Raw genomic sequence first — 24,938 nt, 5'->3', positions numbered from 1 at the left:
TATGATTTCTTCATTTTTTATAAAAAAACCAGTATTTGCAGGTGTGTTATCTATTGTAATATTCCTTACTGGGTTAATCTCTATGTTCAATCTACCAATTGAACAATACCCAAGAGTTTTACCACCTCAGATTATTGTAAGTACTTCATATCCAGGAGCAAGTGCTGATACTATTGCAAAAACTGTTGCTGCACCTTTAGAAGAGAAAATCAATGGTGCAAAAAACATGCTTTATATGAACTCAGTTGCAGAAGATAGTGGAAGATTAAATATTAATGTATTTTTTGAAGTTGGAACTGACCCTGATTCTGCAAAGATTGACGTAAACAATAGAGTTCAAGCAGCTTTAGCAAAAATGCCAGAACAAGTACAAAGACAAGGTGTTGTTGTAGGGGAAAGAAGTCCAAGTATTCTTATGTTTATTATGCTTCAATCTCCAAATGATACTTATGACTCAGTATACTTATCAAACTATGCTCTTTTAAATATGGTTGAATCATTAAAAAGGGTAAATGGAGTAGGGGATGCTATCATCTTTGGTGCAAAAGATTACTCTATTAGAATCTGGATGGACCCAAGTAAGTTATCTAAATACTCACTTGCTACAACTGATGTAATTGCCGCAATTAAAGAACAAAACAACCAATATGCAGCAGGTAAAATCGCAGCAGAACCAATTGCAAATAAACAGATGTACACATATACAATTCAAACTCCAAAAAGATTTGAAAATGCAAATCAATTTGGTGATATTGTTATTAGAGCAAATGAAGATGGAAGTAGTTTAAAACTAAAAGATGTAGCTTCTATTGAACTTGGAGCAGCTGATTATAGTGTTGAAACAAGATTAAACAATGCAGCATCTATTCCTATTGGTATTTTCTTACAAAGTGGTGCAAATGCACTTGAAACAGCAGATGCTATTAAAAGATCTTTAGAAGAAGCTCAAAAGAACTTCCCACAAGATATGACTTATAGCATTCCATACGATAGTACAGACTTTATTTCTGCTTCTATTGAAGAGGTTGTAAAAACTTTTATTGAAGCTTTAATTCTAGTTATTTTAATTATGTATTTATTCTTACAAAACTGGAGAGCTACGGTAATTCCATTTATTGCAGTTCCTATTTCAATTGTAGGTGCTTTTGCTGGTATGTATGTTTTAGGTTTTAGTATCAACTTACTAACACTATTTGGACTTGTATTAGCTATTGGTATTGTTGTTGATGATGCCATTATTGTAATTGAAAATATTGAACGGCATATGGAAGAGGGTAAAACCCCTAAAGAAGCTGCCTTTATTGCCATGCAAGAAGTTACAGGAGCCTTAATTGCTATTATTTTAGTTCTTGGTGCTATCTTTATTCCTGTTGCCTTTATGGGTGGTTTAAGTGGAGAGATGTATAGACAGTTTGCTATTACTATTGTTATTTCCGTAATGATTTCTGGTTTTGTTGCTTTAACATTAACTCCAACATTATGTGTAAAGATATTAAAAAATAGAAAACATGAACCAAAAGGTTTTTTTAAATGGTTTAACAACATGTTTGATAAAGCAACTGAAGGTTATTCATACTTAGTTAAAAAAACTATTAGATTCTCTTTAATATCTATTTTACTTTATGCTGGTCTTATTTTTGTTTCATATGATATGTTTAAATCTATGAAAACTGGACTTGTTCCGCAAGAAGACCAAGGTACTATTTTTGTATTTGGATTTAACCCTCCTGGTTACTCTTTATCAAAATCTTTAGAGTTATCAGAAGAGACAAATGCTATTGTTTCACAAGATGAGAATGTTGCAAATATCATTACTCTTGCAGGATACGACTTTACAACATCAGCTCAAAGAACACATACAGTTGCAACAATTATTAAACTAAAAGACTGGAGTGAAAGACCAAATGAAGAGCAGGGTGCCCAAGCACTTCTAGGAAAATTCTCTAAACAACTTATGGGTACAAGTGAAGGTTTCTCATTTGCCGTTGTTCCACCTCCAATTATGGGGATGAGTATTACTGGTGGATTTGATATGTATGTTCAAGATAGAACTGGTGGTAGTGTTGAAGATTTAGGAAAAGTAGTTAATCAAATACTTGAAAAAGCAAAAACTAGACCCGAGTTAATTGGTGTTAGAACATCTTTATCTGCAACAATTCCTCAATATAAAGTTGATGTAGATGTGGAAAAAGCAAAAGCAAAAGGTGTAAACCTAAATGATATTTATAGCACTATTACTTCTACATATGGAAGTTTTTATGTAAATGACTTCTCACTTTATGGAAGAACATATAGAGTAAATTTACAAGCTGATTCTGAATATAGAAACAATATTGAAGACTTTAAAGAGATTTTTGTAAGAGCAAACAATGGCGAACTACTTCCTATTAACTCATTTATCTCTTATAAAAAAGTAGTTGGTGCTGATATTGTTGAAAGATTTAACCTTTTCCAAGCAGCAAAAGTATCAGGACAACCAGCAGCTGGATATAGTTCTGGGGATGCATTAAAAGCTATTGAAGAAGTAGCAAATGAAGTATTACCATCAGGATATACTATTAGTTGGACAGGTTCAGCTTATCAAGAGAAACAAGTAGGTGGAAGTTCTGCTATGGCATTTGTATTTGGACTTGTTTTCTTATTCTTAATTTTATGTGCTTTATATGAAAGATGGTTACTTCCTATTTCAGTTGTTTTAGCTGTTCCATTTGCAGTATTTGGGGCAATTTTAGCAACAAATTTAAGAGCACTTGATAACAATATCTACTTCCAGATTGGACTTTTAGTTCTTGCCGGACTTGCAGCTAAAAATGCCATCTTAATTGTAGAGTTTGCTATTCAAAAACAAAAAGAAGGTTTCAACTTAATTGATGCTGCTTTAGAAGCTGCAAAAGTAAGATTAAGACCAATTATTATGACTTCTTTAGCCTTTACAGTAGGTGTTTTACCATTAGCTATTAGTAATGGAGCAGGTGCTGCTAGTAAACACTCAATTGGTACAGGAGTTATTGGGGGAATGTTAGCTGCAACATTTATTGCAATTGTATTTATTCCTCTGTTCTTTATTCTTATTTCAAAGCTATCTAAAAAAAAGAGTGAAGAGTCATAAATGACAAAAGAAGAAAAACAAGAAAAACGACGGTGCATGGCACTGTCGTGCCTTGATGCCTTTTTAAATACAAACTATCAAAACCTTACTGTAACTTCTTTAGCAAAACAATCAAATATTGCTAAAGGAACTTTATATGAATACTTCAAAAATAAAGAAGATATTATTTTAGAGTTAACAGAAGGTCTTTATGAGCAATGGAAAGAGAAAACCGAAAAAGAAGTAAAGCAAAAAGAGAAATTAAAAGATAAGTTTGAGTGTTTTTTTACAATGGTTTATACAAAAGAGTTTAAAAACTATAGAACTATTTTAAATATTTTTGCAGGACTTAGCCATTATGAAGAAGAGGAGACTTTTAAAAACTTTTTAAAAAAGATATATGAAGAACACCTTGAAGTTATAAACTCTCTTGTAGAAGAGGGGATTAAACAAGAACTCTTTATAAAAGAGGCTAGAAACTTAACTAGAGGATTATTAAACTCATTTATAGGCTTTTTCCATATCTCACTATTAAATGAGAAAGAGACAACCTCTATAGAGGAAATTAGAAGCTTTCTAAAGAACTTTTTTCTAACAATAGAAAAAACTAACTAACAAAATACAGAGTTGCTATTGCTAAAAATAGATACCTAAAAAACTTAGCAATAAAAACTAAGAATAAAAACTTTTTTAAATCATATTTAAAAACACCTGCTATTAAAGTCAAAGGGTCACCAATAACAGGTGCCCAAGAAAGAAGCAAAGAGTAAGCTCCATATTTATCAAAAAACTCTTTATATCTCTTTATCTTCTCTTGCTTTAAATATGATTTCTTTTCTAAATACTCTTCGCCTTTTAATCCTATAAAATAGTTAAGTAAAGACCCAAGAACATTTCCTACAGTTGCAAATGCTAGAAGATACACTAAATTATAGCCTTCATTGATATTATAAACCAGCAAAGCCTCACTTCCTAAAGGAAATAAAGTTGCTGAAATAAAGGCTGAAATAAATAGTGTTAGATAAATCAAATCTTTCTTCTTTTAAATCTTTTTACTGTGATTTGTGAGATTATAACTCCAAATAAAATTGTAGCACTTGCTACTAACTCTGTAGTTGTTAACTTCTCTCCTAAAATTAAAAAAGCTAAAATCAATGTAAAAATTGGTATTAAATTTACAAACATAGCAGCTCTTGACGCTTCTATTTTAGTTAAAGCAAAGTTAAAAAGTCCATACCCTAATAAGGTAACCACTATACCTAAATAAATAGACCAAGAAACAGCTTCAACAGAGAAAGTCATCTCCTTTGTACTTAGCTCAAAAATAAAAAATGGTAAGAAAAATACAAAACCAATAAATGCTTGAATTGCTGTTATAAACAGTGCAGAAAACTTCTCACTTAAATATCTTGCAACCAAAGTGTATCCTGTGGCACAAGCCATTGCACAAAACTCTAAAAAGTTTCCAAGCATAGGATTTGGTGCAGACTCAGTTGTAGTTGCTTGAACACTTAACCAAACAACACCTATCATAGCTACAACCGAACCAAACAACAACTGCCTAGAGATAATCTCTTTTAAGAAGTAACCTGCTGCCATAGCTGTCATTAAAGGCATAAGCGATGTAATCATCCCTGCTTGTGAAGCAGAAGTATATAATAAAGCCTTTGCTTCAAATACAAAATATAAACATGGCTCAAAAAATCCAAGTAATAGGATTAATTGAATATCCCGTTTTGTAAAATCGTATTTTAAAAACCTTTTTATAAAAAATATAAAACACAATGATGCAGCAGCCATTCTTATAAAAATAACAGTATATTCACCTAAATCTACCATTGCTACTTTTAGTGCAATAAATGAACTTCCCCAAATAAACATGGCGAAGATGATGGATACTAATCCAACTAAATTAAAATCTTTTGTCAACTCTATTCTCTTTCACATAATTTTTAAAAGCGGAATTATACTCCTAGAAACTTTCCTAGTAACTTAAATATTTACAGAAGTTTTAAGTTTTGTAAAGATATAATTGCAGTCTTCAAAGATGAGCACAAAGAGTATCTAGGTACTTTTGATGCTCTTCTTTAGACCTTTACAATCGTTTTTAAAGACAATGCCCCAGGGTGGGAACACAGCAAGGCACCTTTATCTATGGTGTGTTTGGGTATCTGGAGAAGAGTGCTTTTTAGCACTTCTTTTTTAAATCAAATCAGAAAAATCTTCATTTAAAATCAACAGTTTTTTATCTTTTCGATTATAAATAAATCTTGAATCTTTTTGTTGTATAGCTTTTAAAATAATAAGTTTTATATCTTTTTCGCTTTTATTGTGCTTTTTTAAATATAGAGTAAACTCTAATAAAGAGATAAATCTCTCTTTTTCTTCCTCATTATTTTGTGTTTGCTGAACTGTTTCAATCTGAGGTTGCTTATAGATAGAACGCATCTCATTAAATGCACTTTGTAAAAGCTCAATTTCTCTATTAAATACTGTGATAATTCTTTTTTGATTTTTTTCTAGTCTATATATTTCAGATGAGTACTGTTTTTTCATCCATTTAACTGACTTTTTTAGAAGGTCAATTTGCTCATCTTTTACTTTAATAACTTCTTCATAGCCATTAAAAGTCTCTTGTTTCAATTCTACTTTTGGTTCTTCATAACTAGTCTGGTCTGGAATATGTTCCGGAATATAAACATATGTTTTACCAGACTTTTTTATAGATTTAAGTTGATTTTTCTTAATTCTATAATGAACTCCTTGAAGTGATAGTCCAAGTATTTGCGCAGCTTGAGCTGTTGTAACTAATCTCTCCAAAGAATTTTTCCTTACATTTTGTCACTATCAATTTCAATAACAGTGTGTACATTACCTCTTGGTTTAAAGTCTGCAATAACTTTCATCCATCTTGGTTGTAACTTTTCATATAGAGTATCAAAAATCTCATTTGCAGAGTTTTCATGAGATACTTCTCTAAGCATGAAAGAGTTGATATAAAGTTTTAATGCTTTTAACTCAATAACTTTTTCATTTGGAGTATATTGAAGTTTGATTGTTGCAAAATCAGGATATCCACTTCTTGGACATTTTGCCATGAACTCTGGAAGTTCAATATCAATGATATAGTTTTTTTTGTTTTTATTTGGCCAATAATGTTCTTCATTGTTAATGTCAAATTCTACAATCTCTTTTTCACCATATTTCATTAAATATACCTTTTAAATTTTTTTATATTAAAAGATATTTTATCCAAACTATACTTACAAATTTTTTTATATAAAAGATATCAAAATTATACACTGATAGTATAAGTTATGTTAAGATATATATTATTTATTTCACATCAAAGGTTTACTTATGGAAAAAATATATGAAGTAGCTATTGTAGGTGGTGGTCCAGGTGGAATAGGTACAGCAGTAGAAGCTGCTGTTCATGGTATAGAAAATATCTTACTTTTAGATAAAGCTGATAATCATTCAAGCACCATAAGAAGATTTTACAAAAAAAACAAAAGAGTTGATAGAAACTGGAAGGGGCAAGTTGTTGATATAGAAGGAAGTATTCCTTTTATGGATGGAACTAAAGAGACTACTTTAGACTTTTTTGATCAACTACTTGATGAAGATAAAATTGATACTGCTTTTAATACAGAAGTAGAAAACATAACTAAAGATGAAAATACTAACACTTTTACTATACAAACTTCAACAAAAGTTTTTATAGCAAAATGTGTTGTAGTAACTATTGGTAAGATGGGTAAACCCAATAAACCAGAATATAAAATTCCTTTTTCACTAAAAGAGTATGTAAATTTCAATCTAGATAAATGTAGCAAAAATGAAAAACTACTTGTAGTAGGTGGTGGAAACTCTGCTGTAGAGTATGCTTGTAGTTTATCTGAAGAAGGTAACACCGTTACTTTAGTTTATAGAAAAGAGAAGTTTACAAGACTAAATCCAGAGAATGAAGAGACTTTATTTAAATACAATGGTCAAGAAAAACTAAGACTTAGACTAAATACAGATATTGAATCAATAGAAAATGATGATGGTAGTGTAAAAGTAAATTTCAATGATGGTTACCATACTATTTATGATAGAGTTATTTATGCTATTGGTGGTACTGCCCCTGTTGATTTTTTAAAAAAAGTAGGAATAGAAATGGATGAAGAAGGCAAACCTATTTATGATGAATATAATGAAACCAATGTTCCTTGTATGTATGTAGCAGGAGATGTTGCCTTTAATACAGGAGGTTCTATTGCTACTGCATTAAATCATGGGTTTAGAATCACAAGATCCTTACTTATAAAAAGAGGTGAGCAAAACGGTTCAACTGAACTATTTTTTAAAAATAATCCAACATTTAAGTATTAGTTATGAGTAAAGATTTAACAAAAACCCCAAGTATCATATTACTTAATATCATAGCACTAGTATTTTTAGCTTCAAACTCTATTTTGTGTAAGCTAGCAATAGTAAATCACTATGCTGATGCTTACTCTTTTACCTTTTTAAGACTTGTTTTCGCAGCATTGACTCTATTTTTTATAGTATCCCTAAAAGAAAGAGCTATTGATATAACTCTAAATAAAAACTGGACTAGTGCCTTTTTTCTTTTTTTATATGCAATTACCTTTTCATATGCCTATATAAACCTTGATGCAGGACTTGGGACTCTAATTCTTTTTGCTTTTGTTCAACTAACAATAACCTTTTATGCTGTTATGAATAAAGAAAAAATCTGTTTCAAACAAACTTTTGGAATACTAACTGCTTTATTAGGACTTTTATATCTTTTTTATCCAAGGGATAATTTTACTATTTCTATGGAAGGATTTATTCTAATAAGCCTTGCAGGTATTAGTTGGGGAGTTTATACAATTTTAGGGAAAAAATCAAAAAATGCTTTAAAGGATACAAATGAAAACTTCCTAAAAACCATTCCTTTTTTACTTATTTACCTATTGATTTTTCCAATAAATATAGAGATAAATATAGATGGTCTTATTTTAAGTTTCCTATCTGGTGCAATTACTTCTGCAATAGGATATGTAATTTGGTATAAGGTTTTAGATAATATCTCTATTTTAACCGCTGGAGTAATCCAGCTAATAGTTCCTATTGTAGCTATATTTCTAAGTATTATATTACTAAATGAACCAATAACTATAACACTTTTAGTATCAACAGCATTAATACTTATAGGTATATACTTAACAATTAAAAAATCAGTAGTTTAGCATTTTGTTTTTTTCTCGTTCACACTCTAAACAATCAATACCAAGCTCACATTTTTCGCAAACTACACAATCAGTAAGTGCTGCTTTAAACTCTCTATTTGTACTTGCTTTTGAACTAAGTTTTGCCATATAGCTAACATTTAAAACTGGGTCAGCTATTAAATTATCTGCAATTTTAGAATCAATATGACTATTTCTAGCAACTGCTCTTCTAACATTCATATATGGAGATCTATGTAGTTCCCATAGAGTATTAAAATCATCACAATTTATTGCAAGTTCAATCTGTTCTTCTACTGGTTTTTGAAGTGCTCCCATCTTTTAGCCTTTTAAAAAATATAAATAATTATAGTACTCTTATTTTTAAAGCTATTTTAAAGATAGGTCACTTTTTAAGTTTTTTTTTAAATATATATCTAAATTGTAATCAATGTAAGTAAAAAAGCACTCTTTTAGTTACTTTCATACATTTTATTGCAAAAATTGTCACACTCAGTACAATTAAGATTTAGTTCGCTTTTCTCGCATAATACACATTTAGTTAGTGTTGTTTTAAACTCTCTATCAGTACTTGCTTTTGAACTAAGTTTTGCCATATAGCTAACATTTAAAACTGGATCAGCTATAAGTCTATCTGCAATTTTAGAATTTATATGACTATTTCTAGCAACTGCTCTTCTAACATTCATATATGGAGATCTATGTAATTCCCATAATAAGTCTTCACAAGAGGTACTATTTGCCAACTCTAGTTGTTCTTCTAAAGGTCTTCGTAATAAACTCATGCTTTATCCTTTTTAAGTAATATTAAAGATTATATTAATGTAATTTTAAGAAAAAATTAAAAATAAAAACTAGTGTTATAAAAAATAGCCAAATAGCCCATAAAATGCTACGTTCATGCTATTTTTATATATTTTTAGTGATTTTTTGGAAAATTAATATAATATATAACGATTACAAAATGATTACAAGGAGTAAAAAGTATAAAAAATAATCAATTTTATTTTTTGTAAAAATACTTACTTTTTTTCTAAATATTTTTTTGATATAACTAGCTTACTAAATAAAAGGCAAAAAGATAAAAGAAGAAAAAAAATTCACAAAAATTTTTATTGATGATAAATTACCATTTTTAGAATTACGTCACTCAAATAGTGGCAATCATTACAAAGAACATATACATGAAAGCTTTTCAATAGGTATAAATATCAAAGGAAAAAGTATTTATACAAATAAAGAAAAGAAATATGATTTTGAAAAAGGTCTTATAGCTATTGTAAATCCAAATGAAATCCACTCTTGTAATGCCTTATCAAAACAAAACCATGAGTACTATATGCTCTATTTAGATAAACAATGGTGTTATGAGATACAAAAAACTATCTCTGAACAAATAACTTCTTTTCAAAACTATCCTAAGTCTTTATTAAATAGCACTTCTTTTTATGATGAGTTTAAAAATCTATGCGAACTACTTTTTTCAAAAATAACAGTTCAAGAAAAAGAAAACGAGTTAATAGAAGTTTTTACAAAACTGTTTGAAGATGATATCTCTTGTAGTAAAGAAAAAATAGAAGATAAAAACTTTGAACTAATATGTGAGTATTTAAAAAAGAATTTCAAAGAGAATATATCCTTAGAAGAGTTAGAAAAAAAATTTAGTCTAAACCCTTTTTATATAATTAGACTTTTTAAAGCAAATATGAACATGACTCCCCATAAATATCTTTTAAATATCAAAATCAACTACTCTAAAGAGCTATTAAAAAAGGGTGTTAGTATTATAAATACGGCATTGGAGTGTGGTTTTGTTGACCAAAGCCACTTTCATAGAAACTTTTTTAATATAGTTGCAACTACGCCACACGAATATAGAAAAAACTTTATCTGACTCAATTTTATACAAGATTTATTTCTAACTTCTTTTTATAATTGCAAAAAAGGAAGTAAATGGAAATATATTTAAGTGGTTTTATAACTTTAGCCCTTGCACATTTTGTTGCTCTGCTAAGTCCTGGTGTTGATTTTTTTATCATTCTTTCAAACTCTTCAAAATATGGAAAGCTCTCAGGGATTGTAACTTCATTTGGAATTGCAATTGCCAACTTAGTATATATACTTTTAGCACTTTTAGGAATCTCTTTAATCAAAGAGAATGAAAATATTTTTTTAGTGATAAAACTACTTGGTTCTTTGTATTTAATTTATATAGCCTTTATGCTTTTAAAAACAAAAAAAAGAGAACTTTTTTCAAAAGAAGAGATAAAAAGTAAAAAACAAAAAAATCTAATCAAATACTTTTCTATAGGCTTTTTATCAGCTATTTTAAACCCAAAAAACTCAATCTTTTATTTTACAATGTTTTCTATCTCTATAAATAGTACTACACCACTGTTTGTTCAAACTTTTTATGCTCTTTGGATGTTTATAGCTGTACTACTTTGGGATATTTTTATAGTCTACTTGGTTACTAGCAAAAAAAGTAAAGCCTTTCTTGAGAAATACTCAAACAAAGTAGAAAAAATATGTGGGCTGATTCTTTTATTTATAGCTAGCTTCATAATTATAGATAGTTTTTAATTTTTTTTATTATAATCATCTAAAAAAGAGGAGTTTTTATGGCCTTAGGATTTATAGGATTAGGAAACCTTGGAACTGCTGTTGCTAAAAGATTAACAGACATGAATGAAGAGCTGGTAGTTTACAACAGAACACGTTCAAAAGTAGAAGATTTAGGATATAAAATAGCAAAATCACCAAAAGACTTAATAGAAAAATGCGATATTGTAATTTTGTGTCTTTTTGAATCAGATGCAGTAGAAAATATTTTCAATATGGAAAATGGACTTTTAGAGGCTGACTTAGAGGGCAAAACTGTTATTGATTTAACAACAAATCATTTTGAGCAAGTTCTAAATTTCCATAAAGTAATTGATGAAAAAGGTGGAGAGTATTTAGAATCGCCTATTTTTGGTAGTGTTGCTCCTGCATTACAAGGTTTAGTAACAATTGTTACTTCAGGTAAAAAAGAGACGTATGAATCTTGTAAAGTAGTTTTAGAGAAAATTGGTAAAGAAATATTCTATTTAAAAGAGCCAGGGAAGGCTTCTAAGATGAAACTAATCAATAATCTATGTCTAGGGTCATTTATGGCTACAATTGCAGAATGTAGTGCTTTAGGTGATGCTTGTGACATATCAAGAAGTACACTTCTAGAAATATTAGGAGTTGGTGGTGGACAATCACTAGTACTTAAAGCAAAAACACAAAAACTATTAGAAGAGGATTACTCTCCTCATTTTTCAAATAATGCAATTTATAAAGACTTACATACTTTACAAGATTTAGCTTATAGTATAAATCAACCTTTATATACAGCAGCTGTTCCAAAAGAACTATTTGGAAAAATGAAAAAAGATGGAAAAGGTGAAGAAGACTTTTGTTCAATAGTACAACTTTTTAAAGACTAAAAATGGAAAATCTTGAGTTTACGGATTACTTAATTGCATTTTCATTAACACTATTTGCAGGACTGTCTACTAGTATAGGAGCAGTCCTTGCATTTTTTTCAAAAGAGAAAAACTATACTATTCTTTCTCTTGGTATGGGATTTTCTGCTGGTGTTATGATATATGTATCTTTTATGGAAATCCTAAAGAAAGCTCAAGATTCATTTACACAAGTTCTTTCAAACGCTACATATGCCGAACTACTAACTTTAGTTTTCTTCTTTTTAGGAATTGCCTTAAGTGCAATAATTGATAAACTAATTCCTGAAGATGTAAACCCCCATGAACCAAAATCTAACCAAGAATTAAAAGAGTTAAAAACTGACCATAAGATGCTAAATACAAATGCTTTAAAAAGAACAGGTCTTTTTACGGCTTTAGCTATTGGTATTCACAACTTTCCAGAAGGTTTTGCTACATTTATCTCTGCACTTGATAGTTTAACCCTTGGTGTAACTATTGCTTTAGCTATTGCAATACATAATATTCCAGAGGGTATGGCTGTTAGTTTACCTATTTATCATGCAACAGGAGAGAGAAAAAAAGCTTTTTGGTATGCAACTCTTTCTGGGCTTGCTGAACCTGTTGGTGCTGTTTTAGGATATTTTTTATTATTACCTCTTATGGGTGATGCAACACTTGGGATTACTTTTGCAGTAGTAGCAGGAATAATGATATATATTTCATTTGATGAATTATTACCAGCAGCTAGAGTATATGGAAATGCTCACACTACTATTGCTGGTTTAGTTTTTGGAATGTTTATTATGGCAAGTAGTTTACTAATTTTTAAACTAGTTTAACTTGCATATAAAGCACATAAATATGCTTGTTCTTGATATTTTTTTAATGAACTTGGATATTCAATTTCATTTTTCTTTTCAAAAGATGAGATAGCTTGAGCAGATATAAGTTCAACTTCACAAAGAGGATTTAGCTGAATTAAGCCTTCTAATTTAAAAGTAACCGCACCACCTGCAAAATTACCTTTTTTTGCTCTTTTTTTAATAACTATTTTTTCTATATTTTCTTGCTCTAAAAATAGTAAAAACTCATTACAAAACTTTCTTATATCTTCTTGTTTTTCGTCATCTTCTAGTGTTAGTTTTTTTGTTTTAATATCTTGGAACTGTTTATTTTCAATAACTGATAGGATAATATTATTAGCTTTTAATTCTATACCACAAATTTTCATTTAATACCTTTTTTAAATTTGTGTAAGTATAGAGTTTTTTTTTACTAAGTTTTGATTTTATTTCAATTTGTAAGATTTTTATCTTCTGCTAGTTTTCTATAGATTAATCTTTGTATCTCTTTTTTTACAAGTTGAGAAGAGTTTAGTTTGTTGTTTTCATTTGCTATTGAACCCATTACTTTCTGGCACTTATCACAAATAAAATCTATCTTACTAACTTCTAAAGTGAACTTTGAAGTTGTATCATCATAATACAAACTTTCCCCACAAGTAGGGCAAAAACACTCTAAATTAGCAATATCATTTTTGTGCCAAGTCCATGTCCAATTAATATTATAGAAATTATCTTCCACATATTTTGATCTATTTTTTCTAATAAGTTTTATTGCAACCATTAAAATAATAGGTAAAACAAAAGGCACAACTTGAAGCCAAATTGGATAGTGAGCTAAATTTTCTTCATAAAATAAAACTAAACTATTTTTAAATCCTAAAACGTTATCTAGTAAAGGAATAGGTAAAAATACAAGTAATAAAATAGCTACAATAGCAATGATAAGTTTAGCTTCGTAAGATAAAAAGCTCTTTTTTCTCATTAAAACTCCAAATAAAAAATATAAAAATAGGGGAGATAAAAAAGGGCGAAAGCCCTCTTTTTATACGTCTAAGTGTTCTACGTCTTTTGCGTGTTCTTCGATATAGTTTCTTCTAGGTTCTACTTCATCACCCATGAATAGTGTAAATGTATCAGAAGCAACTTCTGCATCTTCTACTGTTACTCTTAATAGTCTTCTATCTTCAGGAGTCATTGTAGTTTCCCATAATTGCTCAGGGTTCATCTCACCAAGACCTTTATATCTTTGGATATATGCACCTTTTTTAGCTAATCCTTCAATCTCTTCAAGAACTTCTACTAAATCTCTTCCATCAAACATAGTGATATCTCTTTCAACTAATCTATTGTAGATATAAGTTGCTTCTGAGAAGTATGGAGATGCAAATAGTTCATCATCAATTACAAGCTCTTCTAAACCTTCAGTTGTTTGAACAAATAATTGAATTCTTTCTTCAGAAATGTTTTTAGAAAGAATGTTATAACCTTTATCTTCTAAGAAGTTTTTAACTTCCTCATAAAGCTCTGCTTGCTCTAATTTTACTAATTCTGGTTTCTCAATTAAGTGCTTAAGTACAGAGATTAAAGAGTATCTTTTTTCTAATTGGTTTAGCATACCTCTATACCTAGATACTGTTTTAAATAAATCAACTAAATCATTTTTACCTAATGCATCAAAATCAAAGTTATCTACACCATTTTCAATTAAGAAATTAGATAATGCTGTATCATCTTTTAAATATCTCTCATGTTTACCTTTTTTGTATCTGTATAAAGGTGGTTGAGCGATGTATAAATATCCTTTATCAACGATTGGTCTTAAGAATCTAAAAAAGAATGTTAATAATAGAGTTTGAATGTGAGAACCATCAACATCGGCATCCGTCATAATAATAACTTTGTGATATCTAATTTTCTCTTCATCAAAATCTTCACCAATACCACAACCAAGGGCTGTAATCATGTTTCTAATTTCATCAGATTTTAAAATTTTATCAAGTCTTGATTTTTCAACATTTAAAATCTTACCTTTAAGTGGTAAAATTGCTTGATACACTCTATCTCTACCTTGCTTAGCAGAACCACCGGCAGAATCCCCTTCCACCAGGTATAATTCTCTAATTTCTGGGTCTTTACTTTGACATTCAGCTAATTTCCCTGGAAGTGTTCCAACTGTCATAGCATCTTTTTTTCTAGTTAAATCTCTAGCTTTTTTAGCTGCTTCTCTACCTCTTGCAGCCATTAAAGCTTTTTCCATAATAGCTTTTGCTTGAGTAGGATTTTCTTCAAAATATTTATCTAATACTTCAGAAGTTAATTTTTGACAAATTGGTTTTACATAAGAAGAACCAAGTTTTCCTTTTGTTTGACCTTCAAATTGTGGTTCTGGAACTTTTACAGAAACAATTGCAATAAGACCTTCTCTTACATCATCACCTGTAATTTTTGTATCTTTTTCTCTTGCATTTGCATTATTATTTACATATTTAACGATACTTCTTGTAAGACCAGCTTTAAAACCAGCTTCATGTGTACCACCATCTATTGTTCTAATGTTATTCACAAAAGAAAGAGTTTTTTCAGTAAAAGTTGTGTTATACATTACTGCAATATCTACTTCAACATCATCAACTCTATCACTAAAAGCAACTGCTTCTGAAACAGGAGTTTCTTTATTTAAGTCTTCAGCAAACTGTTTTAACCCACCTTCAAAGTGGTAAACTTCTTTTACTTTATGAATTTCATCTTCTAAAGTAATTGAAATAAATGGATTTAAATAAGCAACTTCTCTAAATCTTTTTGAAAGAGTTGCAAAATCATAAGTATTTACTTCAAAAATAGAATCATCAGCTAAAAATTCAATTGTAGTACCAGTTTTTCTTGGACTATCACCAATTATTTCTAAAGGAGCTTTTGGAATACCGCAAGAAAACTCTTGGTAATGAATTTTTCCTTCTCTATAAATAGTCATTTTAAGATCTTTTGATAGAGCATTTACAACAGATACACCAACCCCGTGTAAACCACCTGAAACTTTATAAGTATCTTTATCAAATTTACCACCAGCATGAAGTACTGTTAAAACAACAGTTGCAGCACTCATTTTTTCAGTAGGGTGCATAGCAGTAGGAATACCTCTACCATCATCTTCTACTCTAATCCAGTGATCTTTAGTCATAGTAATTTTGATGTTTCTACAGAAGCCAGCCATTGCTTCATCAATAGAGTTATCAACTACTTCATAAACCATGTGGTGAAGTCCATTGATGTTTGTATCACCAATATACATACCTGGTCTTTTTCTTACAGCTTCTAAACCTTTTAGAACTTTAATATTACTAGCGCCATATTCTGGTTGACTCATTATAGGTTTCCTTCTTTAAATTATTTTTCTAAAACGATTGGCATTACGATTGTATAGAATTTTTCATCTTCTAAATAGAATGGTAAATTTGATTCGTTAAATCCAATCTTTACATTTTCGTTGTTTGTTTGACTTAAATAGTCAAGTAGATATTTTGCATTTACTGCAAGATAAAACTCTTGGTCGATATTTAATTCAATATCAATTTGAGTTTTAGATTCTGTATCCTCATCTAAAGATTCAAATATTATAGAGTTTGGTTTAAATGTAACTTTGATATTTGAAAATAATGATGTTACTAATTTAATTGATTCTACTAAAATATTTTTAGGAATAGATAAATTATGTTTTAAACTTTGAGGAATAATTCTTTCATAGTCTGGGAACTTTCCATTTATTAGTTTAGTAAAGAACTTCATGTTGTTAGAAGTTACTACTAGATTGTTTTCATCAAATGAAATTTTTGCATCATCTAAAAATAGTTTTTGAATTTCAATAATTGCTTTTTTAGGAATTATAATTTGATCTTCAGCATTTGAAATGTTTTCTAAAAATGAAATAGCTAATCTTCTAGTATCAGTAGATACAAAATTGATTTTAGAGTTTTTAATATCAATTAATGCTCCATTTAATTCAAACTTAGGATTATTGTTATCTATAGATGGAGTAATTTTTCTAATAGAGTTAATAAAATTAATAGTTGAAATACTTAAATCTTTTAGATTTTCATTTAATATTAAATTTGGATATTCATCAGCATCATACATAGGAAGTTTAAATGTAGATTTGTTTTGTTTGATGATTAGATTATTATCAGTAGTTTCAATAATAATATCTGCATCTTTTAATCTTTTGATAATTCCTAGTAAGTTAGATCCATTAACTGTAGCTTTTCCATATATTGCTTCACTTATTGAATCAATTTGAGACTCTAGTCCAATTTCATAGTCTGTAGCTTTTAATATTAGTTTAGAGTCATTTACTTCTAAATAGATGTGTGAAGTAATTGAACTAGCATCTTTTTTTTCTAAAAATGGCTGCATTGATGAGATAACATTCTCAAATACACTTTTTGTAATTATGAACTTCATTTATTAGCTCCTATTTATTTATATTAAGTAGTGGAAGTAGTAGACAGTGTGAAAAGATGAAAACATTAAACCGGACTCTAAAAATACGGACTTTCATATAGTGAAAACATTTTGATAATAGTTCACACCTTTTCACACTTTGCTCTAAAACTTTTTTTACTACTCCTTAATTTATTATCTTATTTTTTAAATTTTGAATGATTAATTTAAAGTTTTCATCTGTTTCAATTAATTCATTTGTTTTTTGAATATTTTTTGAAATAGAACTGTGATCTTTCATTCCTAAAAACTTAGCAATATCTGGCATAGAATTGTGTGTAAGGTCTCTAGCTAGGTAGATTACAACTCTTCTTGCATTTGCAACAGTTGCTGTTCTTTTCTTAGATTTGATATCACTTGGTTTTATATTTAATTCATTTGCAACAAGTGAAATAATATCTGGTAACTTGATATTATCCTTTTTCTCTTGTATTTGCTCTTTTAATAGACTTTGTGCAAGTTCTAAATTAATCTCTTGGTTAAGTAAAGAAGCACTTGCATTGATTCTAATAAGAACACCTTCGATTTCTCTAATTGAGTTATCAAGGTTTGTAGCAATATAGTTGATAATTTCTCTACTTAAAGCAATTCCATTAAGTTCGCTTTTCTTTTCTATAATTGCAATTTTTGTTTCAAGTCCTGGAATTTGGATGTCTGCTGTTAATCCCCATTCGAATCTTGATTTTAATCTGTCAACTAAACCTGCAATTTGTGAAGGTAGTCTATCAGAAGTCATAACAATCTGTTTTTTTGCGTTATGAAGTTCATTGAATGTATGGAAAAACTCTTCTTGAGTTTGTTCTTTTCCAGATAAGAATTGTATATCATCAATTAATAAAACATCGCATTTTCGGTATTTACCTCTAAAATGTTCCATATTTTTATTTTTAATTGAGAATGTAAAATCATTCATAAACTGTTCAATTGTTACGTAAATTACTGTTTTACCTTTTTCAATTGCATCATTACCAATTGCTTGTAAAAGGTGAGTTTTACCAAGTCCTGTTCCACCATAGATAAATAGTGGGTTATATTGGATTCCTGGTTTTTCAGAAACAGCTAAAGAGGCATTATATGCCATTTGGTTTGAGCTTCCAACAACGAAAGAATCGAATGTATATGATGGATTTAAGATAGTACTTTCTGCAGTTTCATTTTTAGCTTTTTCAGAGATAATCTCTTTTTTACTCTTTTTTTCACCTGCAATTTTTATTTCAATATCTGGCTTTGTACCATCGTATTTTTCGAAACAGTGTTGGATAAGTGAACTATATTTACTTTTTATCCATGAAGCAATATATTTATTAGATACTTCAAATACGGCAATCTTGTCATCTGAAGATATTTTTTTGTAAGAAAGCTGCTTTAAATATTTTTTATAGTCAGTAGGGTTTGCTTCTTGTTCGATTATCGATAAAAACTCTTTGCTTGTCATTAAAAAAACGCTCTTTATATATAAATTGTTTAGATTATAACTAAAATTAGATTAAAAGTTTTTCACAGGTGAATGAAAATTGAATAATAAGTGAAAAATTAGTTTCTTTTAAGTGAATATTTATATATAATTTACCAATATATAGGCAATTTACTATGTGAATAATTAAAATAATAGGAAATGTGAATAATTTGAAAATATTGGGAATAGATCCGGGAACAAGAAATTGTGGATATGCAGTAATTGAAAAAAATGGAAGAGAAATTAAGCTTATTGAAGCAGGTCTTATAAAAATCAAAACAAAAATACTTCAAGAGCAAATTGTAGAGATGTGTGAAGGTCTTGAAATGATCTTTAGAAAATACGATTTAAACGAAGTTGCAATAGAAGACATGTTTTATGCTTTCAACCCAAAAACAGTTATAAAATTAGCTCAATTTAGAGGTGCAATTTCATTAAAAGTTTTACAGGAGTTTGGACATTTTGCTGAATATACTCCGCTGCAAGTAAAACAGGCTGTTACAGGAAATGGAAAAGCCCAAAAAGAACAAGTTGCCTTTATGGTGAAAAGATTATTAGGAATAAAAAAAGAGATTAAACCACTTGATATCACAGATGCAATTGCAATTGCATTAACTCACTCTCAAAGATTAAAATAAAACATGAAAAATAGTTCAATTTTGATTGTTTTAGCCCTTGGAATAATCTGGGGTAGTAATTTTATTTATATGAAAATGGCAGCAGTCTATTTAGACCCTATGCAAGTAACTTTTTACAGGGTTGTTTTTGGACTTCTTCCTGTCTTAATCTATGCAATTTATAAAAAAGCTTTGAAGCTCGAAGATTTAAAATATTCTATTCATTTTTTTATGATGTCTTTATTGGCTGCTGTAATTTATTATTATGGTTTTGTAAAAGGTTCATCTCTTCTTCTTTCTGGAATTGCAGGGGCTTTAAGTGGGCTAATTCCCGTCTTTTCATTTTTATTAGCAGCACTATTTTTAAAAGAAGAAAAAATAACAAAAGTAGCAATATTTGGACTTGTTTTAGGCTTTTTAGGTGTAGTGATTATTAGTGGAGTTTTTAGTGAGGATTTAAAGAGTACAAACATAGAAGGAAGTCTTGCAATAATAGTTGGAGCACTAAGTGTTGGAGCTTCATTTATCTATGCAAAAAAGTTTATTATGCCTTTAAATTTAAATCCTGCTGCACTTACAACTTATCAATTAAGTTTTGCACTACTTATAATGCTAATAATAGTAGATTATGAAGGAATAAATGATATTTGGCAAGATACTCATAGTTCACTTGGGATGGTTCTAGGATTGGGAATTTTTGGAACAGGCTTTGCTTATATTATGTATTATTATGCAATTAAAAAATTTGGAGCTTTATTAGCTTCATCAATAACTTACCTTCCCCCAGTTGTAGCTTTAGTAATAGGATTTTTCATTGTGGATGAAGAGATTAAAACCTCAGATTTCTTTGCAACAGCGCTAATATTCCTTGGAGTCTTTTTAATTAATAAAAGAAAAGCTTAGTTATAATTGTAATAGAAAATTATAGGAAAATTAATGAAAAGAATAGGAATTTTATCCTCTCATAATGGTAGTGGTTTTGATGCTATCCAAAAAGCTTGTGAAAACAATGAATTAGATGCTCAAGTGGTTCTTGTAATATCAAATAATTCAACTGCACAAGTTTTACAAAAAGCCCAATTAAAAAATATACCAAATTTCATTGTAAATGCTAAAAGATTTCCTGACGAAAATTTAGATAAAAAAATAACTGATATGATGAGTGAGTTCAAAGTTGACTATATATTTTTATCAGGATATATGAAAAAAATTGAAGAAAAATTAGTAAAAACATTTGAAAATAGAATTATAAATTCACATCCTGCACTTTTACCAAAGTTTGGTGGTAAAGGTATGTATGGAACAAATGTTCATAAAGCTGTAATAGAAAATGGTGAAAAAAAGTCTGGTTGTACTGTTCATTTTGTAAATGAAAACTATGATGAAGGTAAGTTCATTTTACAAAATGAAATTACTTTAGAAGAGAATGAAACAGTAGAAAGTTTGGAAGAGAAGATTAAAAAACTTGAAACTATTACAATAATTGAAGCAATTAAAACTGTTATAAAGTGAAATTATTATAATTATAGTATAGTAACTTATCTTTTTATTTTTTGGAGAAGACATGAAGTATTTGGTTGTAGATGATTCTAAGATGGCTAGAAGAATGACAATAAAGTCATTAAAAAGTTTAATTAATGAAGAAGATGAAGTAATTCAAGCAGAAAATGGACAAGAAGCAATAGCGTTTTATAAAGAACATCAACCCAGTTTATGTTTGATGGATTTAACAATGCCAGTTATGGATGGATTTGAAGCAACACAATCAATTATTAAATATGATGCAAATGCAAAAATTATTATTGTAAGTGCAGATATCCAAGAGAGTTCAATGGAAAAGTCTAAACAAAATGGAGCTAAAGGTTTTATCAAAAAACCAATTAACCAAGATAATTTAGAATCAATGTTAAAAAAGCTAGGATTAATAAATGTCTAATTTTGCTCAATTTAATGAAGAAGAGAAAGATTGTTTACAAGAACTAATGAATATTTCATATGGTTCAGCAACAGCAGCTATTGCTGATATTATAAATAAAGAAGCAACTTTATCTATTCCTAATATCAAAACAGTAACAACTAAAGAGTTTAAAGATTATTTAAAAGAAAAACTAAATATTCAAAAAGAGTATTTCATTACAAACCAGCTTATTAGTGGTTCTTTTTGTGGTGAAACAATGTTTGTTATTGATAGAAAATCAACTGAAAACTTAGCTTTAGAGTTTGATTTGGATGAAGAAGAAGTTAAAGATGATGATGAGTTAAAAGATGTGATTTTAGAGATTTCAAATATCATAACTTCTACTACGTTAAGTAAGTTAGCAGGACTTATAGAGACTAGTATATCATTTTCGCCACCTCAAGTAGAGATAGTGAAAAATTCTGAATCATTTTATAGAAGTTATATAAATGAGTATGACCATATCATTATCATCTCAACAGATATAATTTTTAAAGAACAAAATATTAGTGGAGAGTTATTAATTCTTTCAAAAGATGAAGCTACTATCTTTTTAAAAGAAGCTTTAAATAAAGTATTAGAAGAGTTTTAATATGAAATTTAATGATACCGTATTTAATACAATCGACAATGGAATTATAATTCTTGATAAAAACCTAAATATATTAGCTTGGAATAGATGGCTAGAGATAAGAACAAATATTTTAAAAGATGAAATTGAAAATAAAAATATTTGTAAAGAGTTTCCATATATAGATGAAAAAAAGCTAAAAAGAAAAGTAAAAGCAGCCCTTGTAACTAAAAATCCTTCATATTTTAATGTTGATCCACATAAACACTTAATAAAAATAAAAATTAACTCTATTAATGCAAATTATGACTTTATGCAACAAGATGTAACTATAGTTCCTTATGACTTAGATAAAGAAATAGTTTGTTTATATATCTATGATAAAACAGCTTTACGTGAAATTAACTTAAAACTTGAAAGAGCTAATAAAGAGTTGATTGACTTAACAAATAAAGACTATCTAACAAAAGTTTATAATAGAAGATATTTTAATGAATACTCTGAAAAAGCTTTAGAGTTGGCAAAAAGGAATAAACAAGATATTAGTATTATAGCAATTGATATTGATAGATTTAAAAAAATCAATGATACCTATGGACATAATGTTGGTGATGAGGTTTTAATTGAAGTTGCAAATATCTTTAGAAGCAGTATTAGAAAAAGCGATATTGTAGCTAGATTTGGTGGGGAAGAGTTTATTATTTTACTTATAAATGCTAAGCTAGATGAAGCCACAACTATTGCAGAAAAGATGAGAGTAAAAATTGAAGATACAATTATCAAGGTAGAGAATAAAGAAGTTGATATTACTGCTAGTTTTGGTGTTGCAACTGTAAATCAAAAAAATAATGAAACAATTGAAACAACACTTAAAAGAGCCGATGACTTACTTTATATTGCAAAAAAACATGGAAGAAATGAGGTTGTAAACTCTTTATAGTTTAGGCAAACTCCACTTCTTGTAATATGCAAGAAGTCTTAGTGTTACTCCAAAAATAAATGTAATGGTTAGAGTAATAATTGATGAAATACCACCTAAATATAAGAAATAAGTTATAAGACCAACTATAATTGCCACAGTTCCATAAAATTCTGAAACTAAAATAGATGGAACTTTATTTATTAAAATATCCCTAATCGTACCACCACCAACAGCTGTTAAAAATGCAAGCATCAATACACCTAAGAAGTTGAAGTCTGCATTTATACCTATAAGTGCTCCTGTAATAGCAAAAGATACTAATCCAATAGCATCAGAGATAATAAACCAAGTTTTACCTTCAAGGTCAGTTGTTTTGTGAAGTTTAAATATAAATGATAAAAATAGAGTTGAACTAACTAAGATAATAGGGAGATTATCACTTAAAACATAAGGTGTTTTATTGGCAATTACATCTCTTATCATTCCTCCACCAAGGGCAGTTAAAAATGCAGAGATAAATACACCTAAAATATCAAGCTTATAGTGTACAGCAATTAAAAAACCACTCAGAGCAAATGAGATAATACCAATTATGTCAGCAATTTCTAAAGGAGTCATACTTCTTCTTTTTTAAAAGGTATTATACTCAATGTGCTCTTTTAAAGAAATTACAGTAAATTTAAAATTCTTTTTTAAGTCTCTTTGTATATTACTGTTACATTTAATTAGTTTTAAAGGCAAAATATTTTATAAGATTGATTATCAAAATTAAAACTTAGGTTTGTATTTTCTATGATTGAATACTATGATGAGATATCTTATTATTTGTTAAAACTTACGGGTGATAAAACTTTAGCCAAAGATTTAACCCAAGAAACCTATACAAAAGTATTAGAGTTAAATGGCAATAACACTACTAATATACCTAAAGCCTATTTATATAGAACTGCACAAAATCTTGTTATTGATAAAGCTAGAAAAGAGAAAGGTTTAATACAAACCACTTATGAGGATGAAGAGCATTCATCTTGTGAAAAAGAGAGTACAGAATGGATTATTTACAATGAAAAAGAGCAAGAAAGATTAAAAGACTCTATTAGAAAACTTCCTACTCAAATGAAAAAGACTTTTATTTTACACTATTATAAAGGCTTTTCTAGAAAAGAGATTGCAAGTATAATGAACATTACAGTAAATGCTGCTGGAAAAAATATAACAAGAGCTACTTTGAAAATTAAAGAAGATATGCAAAAAGAGTACCAATGAATTTACAAAATGAAATAGATAAAACAGCAAACTTCTGGATAATTAAAGAAAACGAAGGTCTAAGTTCTAAAGAAAAAGAGCAATTAAATCTATGGTTAGAAAATAAAAATCACAAAAAAGCCTATGAAAAAAATAAAGAGCTTGTTTCTAATTTTATGAGCTTAGATGATGAGTTCTTAAAAGAGATGGATGAAGAGATAAAAGATGAGTTAGACTCTTTTAAAAAAGAGAAAAAGCAAAGCTTTTTTTCTAAATATAAATATATGGTAGCTTCATTTATAGTAAGCTGTGCTTTAGCATTTTCAGCCTTTGAAGTAAATTCATACTACAAACCAACTTTTACAAAAACATATGTAAGTGTGGATAACAAAATCATTAATATTGCACTTCCAGATAGCTCTTCTATTGACTTAGATATAAAATCTCAAATAGAAGTAGTATACTATAAAGGTGAAAGAACAGTAGAACTTTTAAGTGGAAAAGCCTTTTTTGATGTGGCAAAAGATAAAAAAAGAGCCTTTTTAATTAAATCAAATAATACTTTAATAGAAGTCCTTGGAACAAAGTTTGAAGTAGTAAAAGAGAACAATTTAACAAAAGTAAATGTTTTAGAAGGATTAGTAAGAGTTAATCATATCTATAATTCCAATGGAGATAAAAAAGCAATTTTACAACTTACAAAAAATGATAGTTTAATAATTAATAATTTAGGAAAAGTATTAAGTTTCAAGAAAATTGAAACAAATATAATTGCCTCATGGAAAAATGACATTATTAACTTTAATAAATCTACTTTAAAAGAAGCCTCTTTAATTTTTCAAAGATATGCAAACCTAGATATAAAGTTTGAAAATTATGAGCTTTCTCAACTTAAAATTTCAGGAAAATTTTCTACTTTACATTATAATAGTTTTTTTGAAGCAATAGAGTTGATTTACAATTTAAAAGTACTAAAAGAAGGAAATTTAGTAAAAATTTCAAAAAATTAAAAAATTGATGT

The 24,938-nt window shown here is 28.6% G+C and carries 28 protein-coding genes and 1 other RNA gene; 17 read left to right on the top strand and 12 right to left on the bottom strand.

Annotated elements, in window-relative coordinates; all coding sequences use genetic code 11:
- Window position 1: 1 nt before the first annotated feature.
- Both CRV02_RS07475 and CRV02_RS07470 read left to right on the top strand, forming a co-directional pair.
- The gene (locus tag CRV02_RS07475; RefSeq protein WP_129089795.1) at window positions 2-3,109 is read left to right on the top strand and encodes an efflux RND transporter permease subunit; all 3,108 of its coding nucleotides are present in this window, start codon (window positions 2-4) and stop codon (window positions 3,107-3,109) included.
- Window positions 3,110-3,703, top strand: a complete 594-nt coding sequence (locus CRV02_RS07470) for a TetR/AcrR family transcriptional regulator (protein WP_129089794.1) — start codon at window positions 3,110-3,112, stop codon at window positions 3,701-3,703. It begins immediately after the preceding gene.
- On the opposite strand, the gene CRV02_RS07465 is transcribed toward CRV02_RS07470, so the two are convergent.
- Both CRV02_RS07465 and CRV02_RS07460 read right to left on the bottom strand, forming a co-directional pair.
- A complete protein-coding gene (locus tag CRV02_RS07465) occupies window positions 3,696-4,118 on the bottom strand; it encodes a YqaA family protein (protein WP_129089793.1) in 423 nt (140 codons plus the stop codon). The genes CRV02_RS07470 and CRV02_RS07465 overlap by 8 nt on opposite strands.
- The gene (locus tag CRV02_RS07460; protein WP_258239250.1) at window positions 4,115-5,017 is read right to left on the bottom strand and encodes a DMT family transporter; all 903 of its coding nucleotides are present in this window, start codon (window positions 5,015-5,017) and stop codon (window positions 4,115-4,117) included. The genes CRV02_RS07465 and CRV02_RS07460 overlap by 4 nt, the downstream gene beginning before the upstream one ends.
- 155 nt (window positions 5,018-5,172) lie before the next feature.
- Here CRV02_RS07460 and ffs point away from each other — a divergent pair.
- Window positions 5,173-5,269, top strand: an RNA gene (gene ffs / locus CRV02_RS07455) — signal recognition particle sRNA small type.
- Window positions 5,270-5,290: 21 nt separating this feature from the next.
- On the opposite strand, the gene CRV02_RS07450 is transcribed toward ffs, so the two are convergent.
- Together CRV02_RS07450 and queF are read right to left on the bottom strand one after the other, a co-directional pair.
- The gene (locus CRV02_RS07450; protein WP_129089791.1) at window positions 5,291-5,908 is read right to left on the bottom strand and encodes a DNA-binding protein; all 618 of its coding nucleotides are present in this window, start codon (window positions 5,906-5,908) and stop codon (window positions 5,291-5,293) included.
- An 11-nt stretch (window positions 5,909-5,919) separates the two neighbouring features.
- Entirely contained in the window at window positions 5,920-6,297 is a 378-nt protein-coding gene (gene queF / locus CRV02_RS07445) for a preQ(1) synthase (RefSeq protein WP_129084080.1), read from the bottom strand.
- A gap of 151 nt (window positions 6,298-6,448) precedes the next feature.
- On the opposite strand from queF, the gene CRV02_RS07440 reads away from it, so the two are divergent.
- Both CRV02_RS07440 and CRV02_RS07435 read left to right on the top strand, forming a co-directional pair.
- On the top strand, window positions 6,449-7,468 hold the full coding sequence (locus CRV02_RS07440; RefSeq protein ID WP_129089790.1) for an NAD(P)-binding domain-containing protein: 1,020 nt from the start codon (window positions 6,449-6,451) through the stop codon (window positions 7,466-7,468).
- A 2-nt stretch (window positions 7,469-7,470) separates the two neighbouring features.
- On the top strand, window positions 7,471-8,334 hold the full coding sequence (locus tag CRV02_RS07435; RefSeq protein ID WP_129089789.1) for a DMT family transporter: 864 nt from the start codon (window positions 7,471-7,473) through the stop codon (window positions 8,332-8,334).
- Here the strand turns inward: CRV02_RS07435 and CRV02_RS07430 are convergent.
- Window positions 8,323-8,652 carry a hypothetical protein gene (locus CRV02_RS07430; protein ID WP_129084083.1) on the bottom strand — a complete coding sequence of 110 codons (330 nt, stop codon included), beginning with the start codon at window positions 8,650-8,652 and terminating at the stop codon, window positions 8,323-8,325. The two genes, CRV02_RS07435 and CRV02_RS07430, sit on opposite strands and share 12 nt — an antisense overlap.
- A gap of 134 nt (window positions 8,653-8,786) precedes the next feature.
- Window positions 8,787-9,119 carry a hypothetical protein gene (locus CRV02_RS07425; protein ID WP_129084084.1) on the bottom strand — a complete coding sequence of 111 codons (333 nt, stop codon included), beginning with the start codon at window positions 9,117-9,119 and terminating at the stop codon, window positions 8,787-8,789.
- Between the two features lie 281 nt (window positions 9,120-9,400).
- On the opposite strand from CRV02_RS07425, the gene CRV02_RS07420 reads away from it, so the two are divergent.
- Genes CRV02_RS07420 through zupT form a run of 4 tightly spaced genes read left to right on the top strand, consistent with a single transcriptional unit; the run spans window position 9,401 to window position 12,649 of the window.
- Window positions 9,401-10,228, top strand: coding sequence for an AraC family transcriptional regulator (locus CRV02_RS07420; protein WP_309109250.1), 828 nt, complete (start codon window positions 9,401-9,403; stop codon window positions 10,226-10,228).
- Window positions 10,229-10,287: 59 nt separating this feature from the next.
- On the top strand, window positions 10,288-10,917 hold the full coding sequence (locus CRV02_RS07415) for a LysE family translocator (protein ID WP_129089787.1): 630 nt from the start codon (window positions 10,288-10,290) through the stop codon (window positions 10,915-10,917).
- A 38-nt stretch (window positions 10,918-10,955) separates the two neighbouring features.
- Window positions 10,956-11,807: an NAD(P)-dependent oxidoreductase gene (locus tag CRV02_RS07410; RefSeq protein WP_129089786.1), complete on the top strand. Its 852-nt coding sequence runs from the start codon at window positions 10,956-10,958 to the stop codon at window positions 11,805-11,807.
- 2 nt (window positions 11,808-11,809) lie between these two features.
- Window positions 11,810-12,649 carry a zinc transporter ZupT gene (gene zupT / locus CRV02_RS07405; protein ID WP_129084088.1) on the top strand — a complete coding sequence of 280 codons (840 nt, stop codon included), beginning with the start codon at window positions 11,810-11,812 and terminating at the stop codon, window positions 12,647-12,649.
- Here zupT and CRV02_RS07400 read toward each other — a convergent pair.
- The 5 genes from CRV02_RS07400 to dnaA all read right to left on the bottom strand — a co-directional run bounded on the left by CRV02_RS07400 (window position 12,646) and on the right by dnaA (window position 18,584).
- On the bottom strand, window positions 12,646-13,041 hold the full coding sequence (locus tag CRV02_RS07400) for a DUF3010 family protein (RefSeq protein WP_129089785.1): 396 nt from the start codon (window positions 13,039-13,041) through the stop codon (window positions 12,646-12,648). The genes zupT and CRV02_RS07400 overlap by 4 nt on opposite strands.
- Before the next feature lie 62 nt (window positions 13,042-13,103).
- On the bottom strand, window positions 13,104-13,637 hold the full coding sequence (locus CRV02_RS07395; RefSeq protein WP_129089784.1) for a hypothetical protein: 534 nt from the start codon (window positions 13,635-13,637) through the stop codon (window positions 13,104-13,106).
- 60 nt (window positions 13,638-13,697) lie between these two features.
- Window positions 13,698-16,019, bottom strand: coding sequence for a DNA topoisomerase (ATP-hydrolyzing) subunit B (gene gyrB / locus CRV02_RS07390; RefSeq protein ID WP_129089783.1), 2,322 nt, complete (start codon window positions 16,017-16,019; stop codon window positions 13,698-13,700).
- 20 nt (window positions 16,020-16,039) lie between these two features.
- Window positions 16,040-17,110, bottom strand: a complete 1,071-nt coding sequence (gene dnaN / locus CRV02_RS07385; RefSeq protein WP_129089782.1) for a DNA polymerase III subunit beta — start codon at window positions 17,108-17,110, stop codon at window positions 16,040-16,042.
- Between the two features lie 166 nt (window positions 17,111-17,276).
- Entirely contained in the window at window positions 17,277-18,584 is a 1,308-nt protein-coding gene (gene dnaA, locus CRV02_RS07380; RefSeq protein WP_129089781.1) for a chromosomal replication initiator protein DnaA, read from the bottom strand.
- A 191-nt stretch (window positions 18,585-18,775) separates the two neighbouring features.
- On the opposite strand from dnaA, the gene ruvC reads away from it, so the two are divergent.
- Genes ruvC through CRV02_RS07350 form a run of 6 tightly spaced genes read left to right on the top strand, consistent with a single transcriptional unit; the run spans window position 18,776 to window position 22,690 of the window.
- Window positions 18,776-19,243 (top strand): crossover junction endodeoxyribonuclease RuvC, encoded by a 468-nt coding sequence (ruvC, locus tag CRV02_RS07375; protein WP_129089780.1) that lies wholly within the window; start codon window positions 18,776-18,778, stop codon window positions 19,241-19,243.
- 3 nt (window positions 19,244-19,246) lie between these two features.
- Complete coding sequence (locus CRV02_RS07370) at window positions 19,247-20,125, top strand: DMT family transporter (protein ID WP_129089779.1); 879 nt, start codon at window positions 19,247-19,249, stop codon at window positions 20,123-20,125.
- 33 nt (window positions 20,126-20,158) lie between these two features.
- Window positions 20,159-20,734, top strand: a complete 576-nt coding sequence (gene purN / locus CRV02_RS07365; protein WP_129089778.1) for a phosphoribosylglycinamide formyltransferase — start codon at window positions 20,159-20,161, stop codon at window positions 20,732-20,734.
- Window positions 20,735-20,786: 52 nt separating this feature from the next.
- Window positions 20,787-21,158 (top strand): response regulator, encoded by a 372-nt coding sequence (locus CRV02_RS07360; RefSeq protein ID WP_129089777.1) that lies wholly within the window; start codon window positions 20,787-20,789, stop codon window positions 21,156-21,158.
- A complete protein-coding gene (locus tag CRV02_RS07355; RefSeq protein ID WP_129089776.1) occupies window positions 21,151-21,771 on the top strand; it encodes a chemotaxis protein CheX in 621 nt (206 codons plus the stop codon). The genes CRV02_RS07360 and CRV02_RS07355 overlap by 8 nt, the downstream gene beginning before the upstream one ends.
- A gap of 1 nt (window position 21,772) precedes the next feature.
- Window positions 21,773-22,690, top strand: a complete 918-nt coding sequence (locus CRV02_RS07350) for a diguanylate cyclase (protein ID WP_129089775.1) — start codon at window positions 21,773-21,775, stop codon at window positions 22,688-22,690.
- Here CRV02_RS07350 and CRV02_RS07345 read toward each other — a convergent pair.
- Complete coding sequence (locus tag CRV02_RS07345) at window positions 22,685-23,290, bottom strand: trimeric intracellular cation channel family protein (RefSeq protein ID WP_129089774.1); 606 nt, start codon at window positions 23,288-23,290, stop codon at window positions 22,685-22,687. The two genes, CRV02_RS07350 and CRV02_RS07345, sit on opposite strands and share 6 nt — an antisense overlap.
- A 174-nt stretch (window positions 23,291-23,464) precedes the next feature.
- Here CRV02_RS07345 and CRV02_RS07340 point away from each other — a divergent pair, with 174 nt between their 5' ends.
- Together CRV02_RS07340 and CRV02_RS07335 are read left to right on the top strand one after the other, a co-directional pair.
- Window positions 23,465-23,938, top strand: a complete 474-nt coding sequence (locus CRV02_RS07340; RefSeq protein WP_129089773.1) for an RNA polymerase sigma factor — start codon at window positions 23,465-23,467, stop codon at window positions 23,936-23,938.
- Complete coding sequence (locus CRV02_RS07335) at window positions 23,935-24,927, top strand: FecR family protein (RefSeq protein WP_129089772.1); 993 nt, start codon at window positions 23,935-23,937, stop codon at window positions 24,925-24,927. Before CRV02_RS07340 ends, CRV02_RS07335 begins: the two co-directional genes overlap by 4 nt.
- Window positions 24,928-24,938: the final 11 nt, after the last annotated feature.

The sequence above is a fragment of the Arcobacter sp. CECT 8989 genome, from assembly GCF_004116715.1.
Lineage (GTDB): Bacteria > Campylobacterota > Campylobacteria > Campylobacterales > Arcobacteraceae > Halarcobacter.
This window is presented reverse-complemented; position numbering and strand designations above follow the sequence as displayed.

Bases quoted from the DNA above. Each gene is read 5' to 3' on its own strand.
- CRV02_RS07425 (WP_129084084.1), bottom strand. From the start codon at position 9,119: ATGAGTTTATTACGAAGACCTTTAGAAGAACAACTAGAGTTGGCAAAT.
- CRV02_RS07370 (WP_129089779.1), top strand. From the start codon at position 19,247: ATGAAAAATAGTTCAATTTTGATTGTTTTAGCCCTTGGAATAATCTGG.
- dnaA (WP_129089781.1), bottom strand. From the start codon at position 18,584: ATGACAAGCAAAGAGTTTTTATCGATAATCGAACAAGAAGCAAACCCT.
- CRV02_RS07470 (WP_129089794.1), top strand. From the start codon at position 3,110: ATGACAAAAGAAGAAAAACAAGAAAAACGACGGTGCATGGCACTGTCG.
- CRV02_RS07395 (WP_129089784.1), bottom strand. From the start codon at position 13,637: ATGAGAAAAAAGAGCTTTTTATCTTACGAAGCTAAACTTATCATTGCT.
- queF (WP_129084080.1), bottom strand. From the start codon at position 6,297: ATGAAATATGGTGAAAAAGAGATTGTAGAATTTGACATTAACAATGAA.
- CRV02_RS07410 (WP_129089786.1), top strand. From the start codon at position 10,956: ATGGCCTTAGGATTTATAGGATTAGGAAACCTTGGAACTGCTGTTGCT.
- CRV02_RS07435 (WP_129089789.1), top strand. From the start codon at position 7,471: ATGAGTAAAGATTTAACAAAAACCCCAAGTATCATATTACTTAATATC.
- CRV02_RS07360 (WP_129089777.1), top strand. From the start codon at position 20,787: ATGAAGTATTTGGTTGTAGATGATTCTAAGATGGCTAGAAGAATGACA.
- CRV02_RS07415 (WP_129089787.1), top strand. From the start codon at position 10,288: ATGGAAATATATTTAAGTGGTTTTATAACTTTAGCCCTTGCACATTTT.
- CRV02_RS07475 (WP_129089795.1), top strand. From the start codon at position 2: ATGATTTCTTCATTTTTTATAAAAAAACCAGTATTTGCAGGTGTGTTA.
- gyrB (WP_129089783.1), bottom strand. From the start codon at position 16,019: ATGAGTCAACCAGAATATGGCGCTAGTAATATTAAAGTTCTAAAAGGT.
- purN (WP_129089778.1), top strand. From the start codon at position 20,159: ATGAAAAGAATAGGAATTTTATCCTCTCATAATGGTAGTGGTTTTGAT.
- CRV02_RS07340 (WP_129089773.1), top strand. From the start codon at position 23,465: ATGATTGAATACTATGATGAGATATCTTATTATTTGTTAAAACTTACG.
- CRV02_RS07350 (WP_129089775.1), top strand. From the start codon at position 21,773: ATGAAATTTAATGATACCGTATTTAATACAATCGACAATGGAATTATA.
- CRV02_RS07440 (WP_129089790.1), top strand. From the start codon at position 6,449: ATGGAAAAAATATATGAAGTAGCTATTGTAGGTGGTGGTCCAGGTGGA.
- dnaN (WP_129089782.1), bottom strand. From the start codon at position 17,110: ATGAAGTTCATAATTACAAAAAGTGTATTTGAGAATGTTATCTCATCA.
- CRV02_RS07355 (WP_129089776.1), top strand. From the start codon at position 21,151: ATGTCTAATTTTGCTCAATTTAATGAAGAAGAGAAAGATTGTTTACAA.
- CRV02_RS07400 (WP_129089785.1), bottom strand. From the start codon at position 13,041: ATGAAAATTTGTGGTATAGAATTAAAAGCTAATAATATTATCCTATCA.
- CRV02_RS07335 (WP_129089772.1), top strand. From the start codon at position 23,935: ATGAATTTACAAAATGAAATAGATAAAACAGCAAACTTCTGGATAATT.
- CRV02_RS07430 (WP_129084083.1), bottom strand. From the start codon at position 8,652: ATGGGAGCACTTCAAAAACCAGTAGAAGAACAGATTGAACTTGCAATA.
- CRV02_RS07345 (WP_129089774.1), bottom strand. From the start codon at position 23,290: ATGACTCCTTTAGAAATTGCTGACATAATTGGTATTATCTCATTTGCT.
- zupT (WP_129084088.1), top strand. From the start codon at position 11,810: ATGGAAAATCTTGAGTTTACGGATTACTTAATTGCATTTTCATTAACA.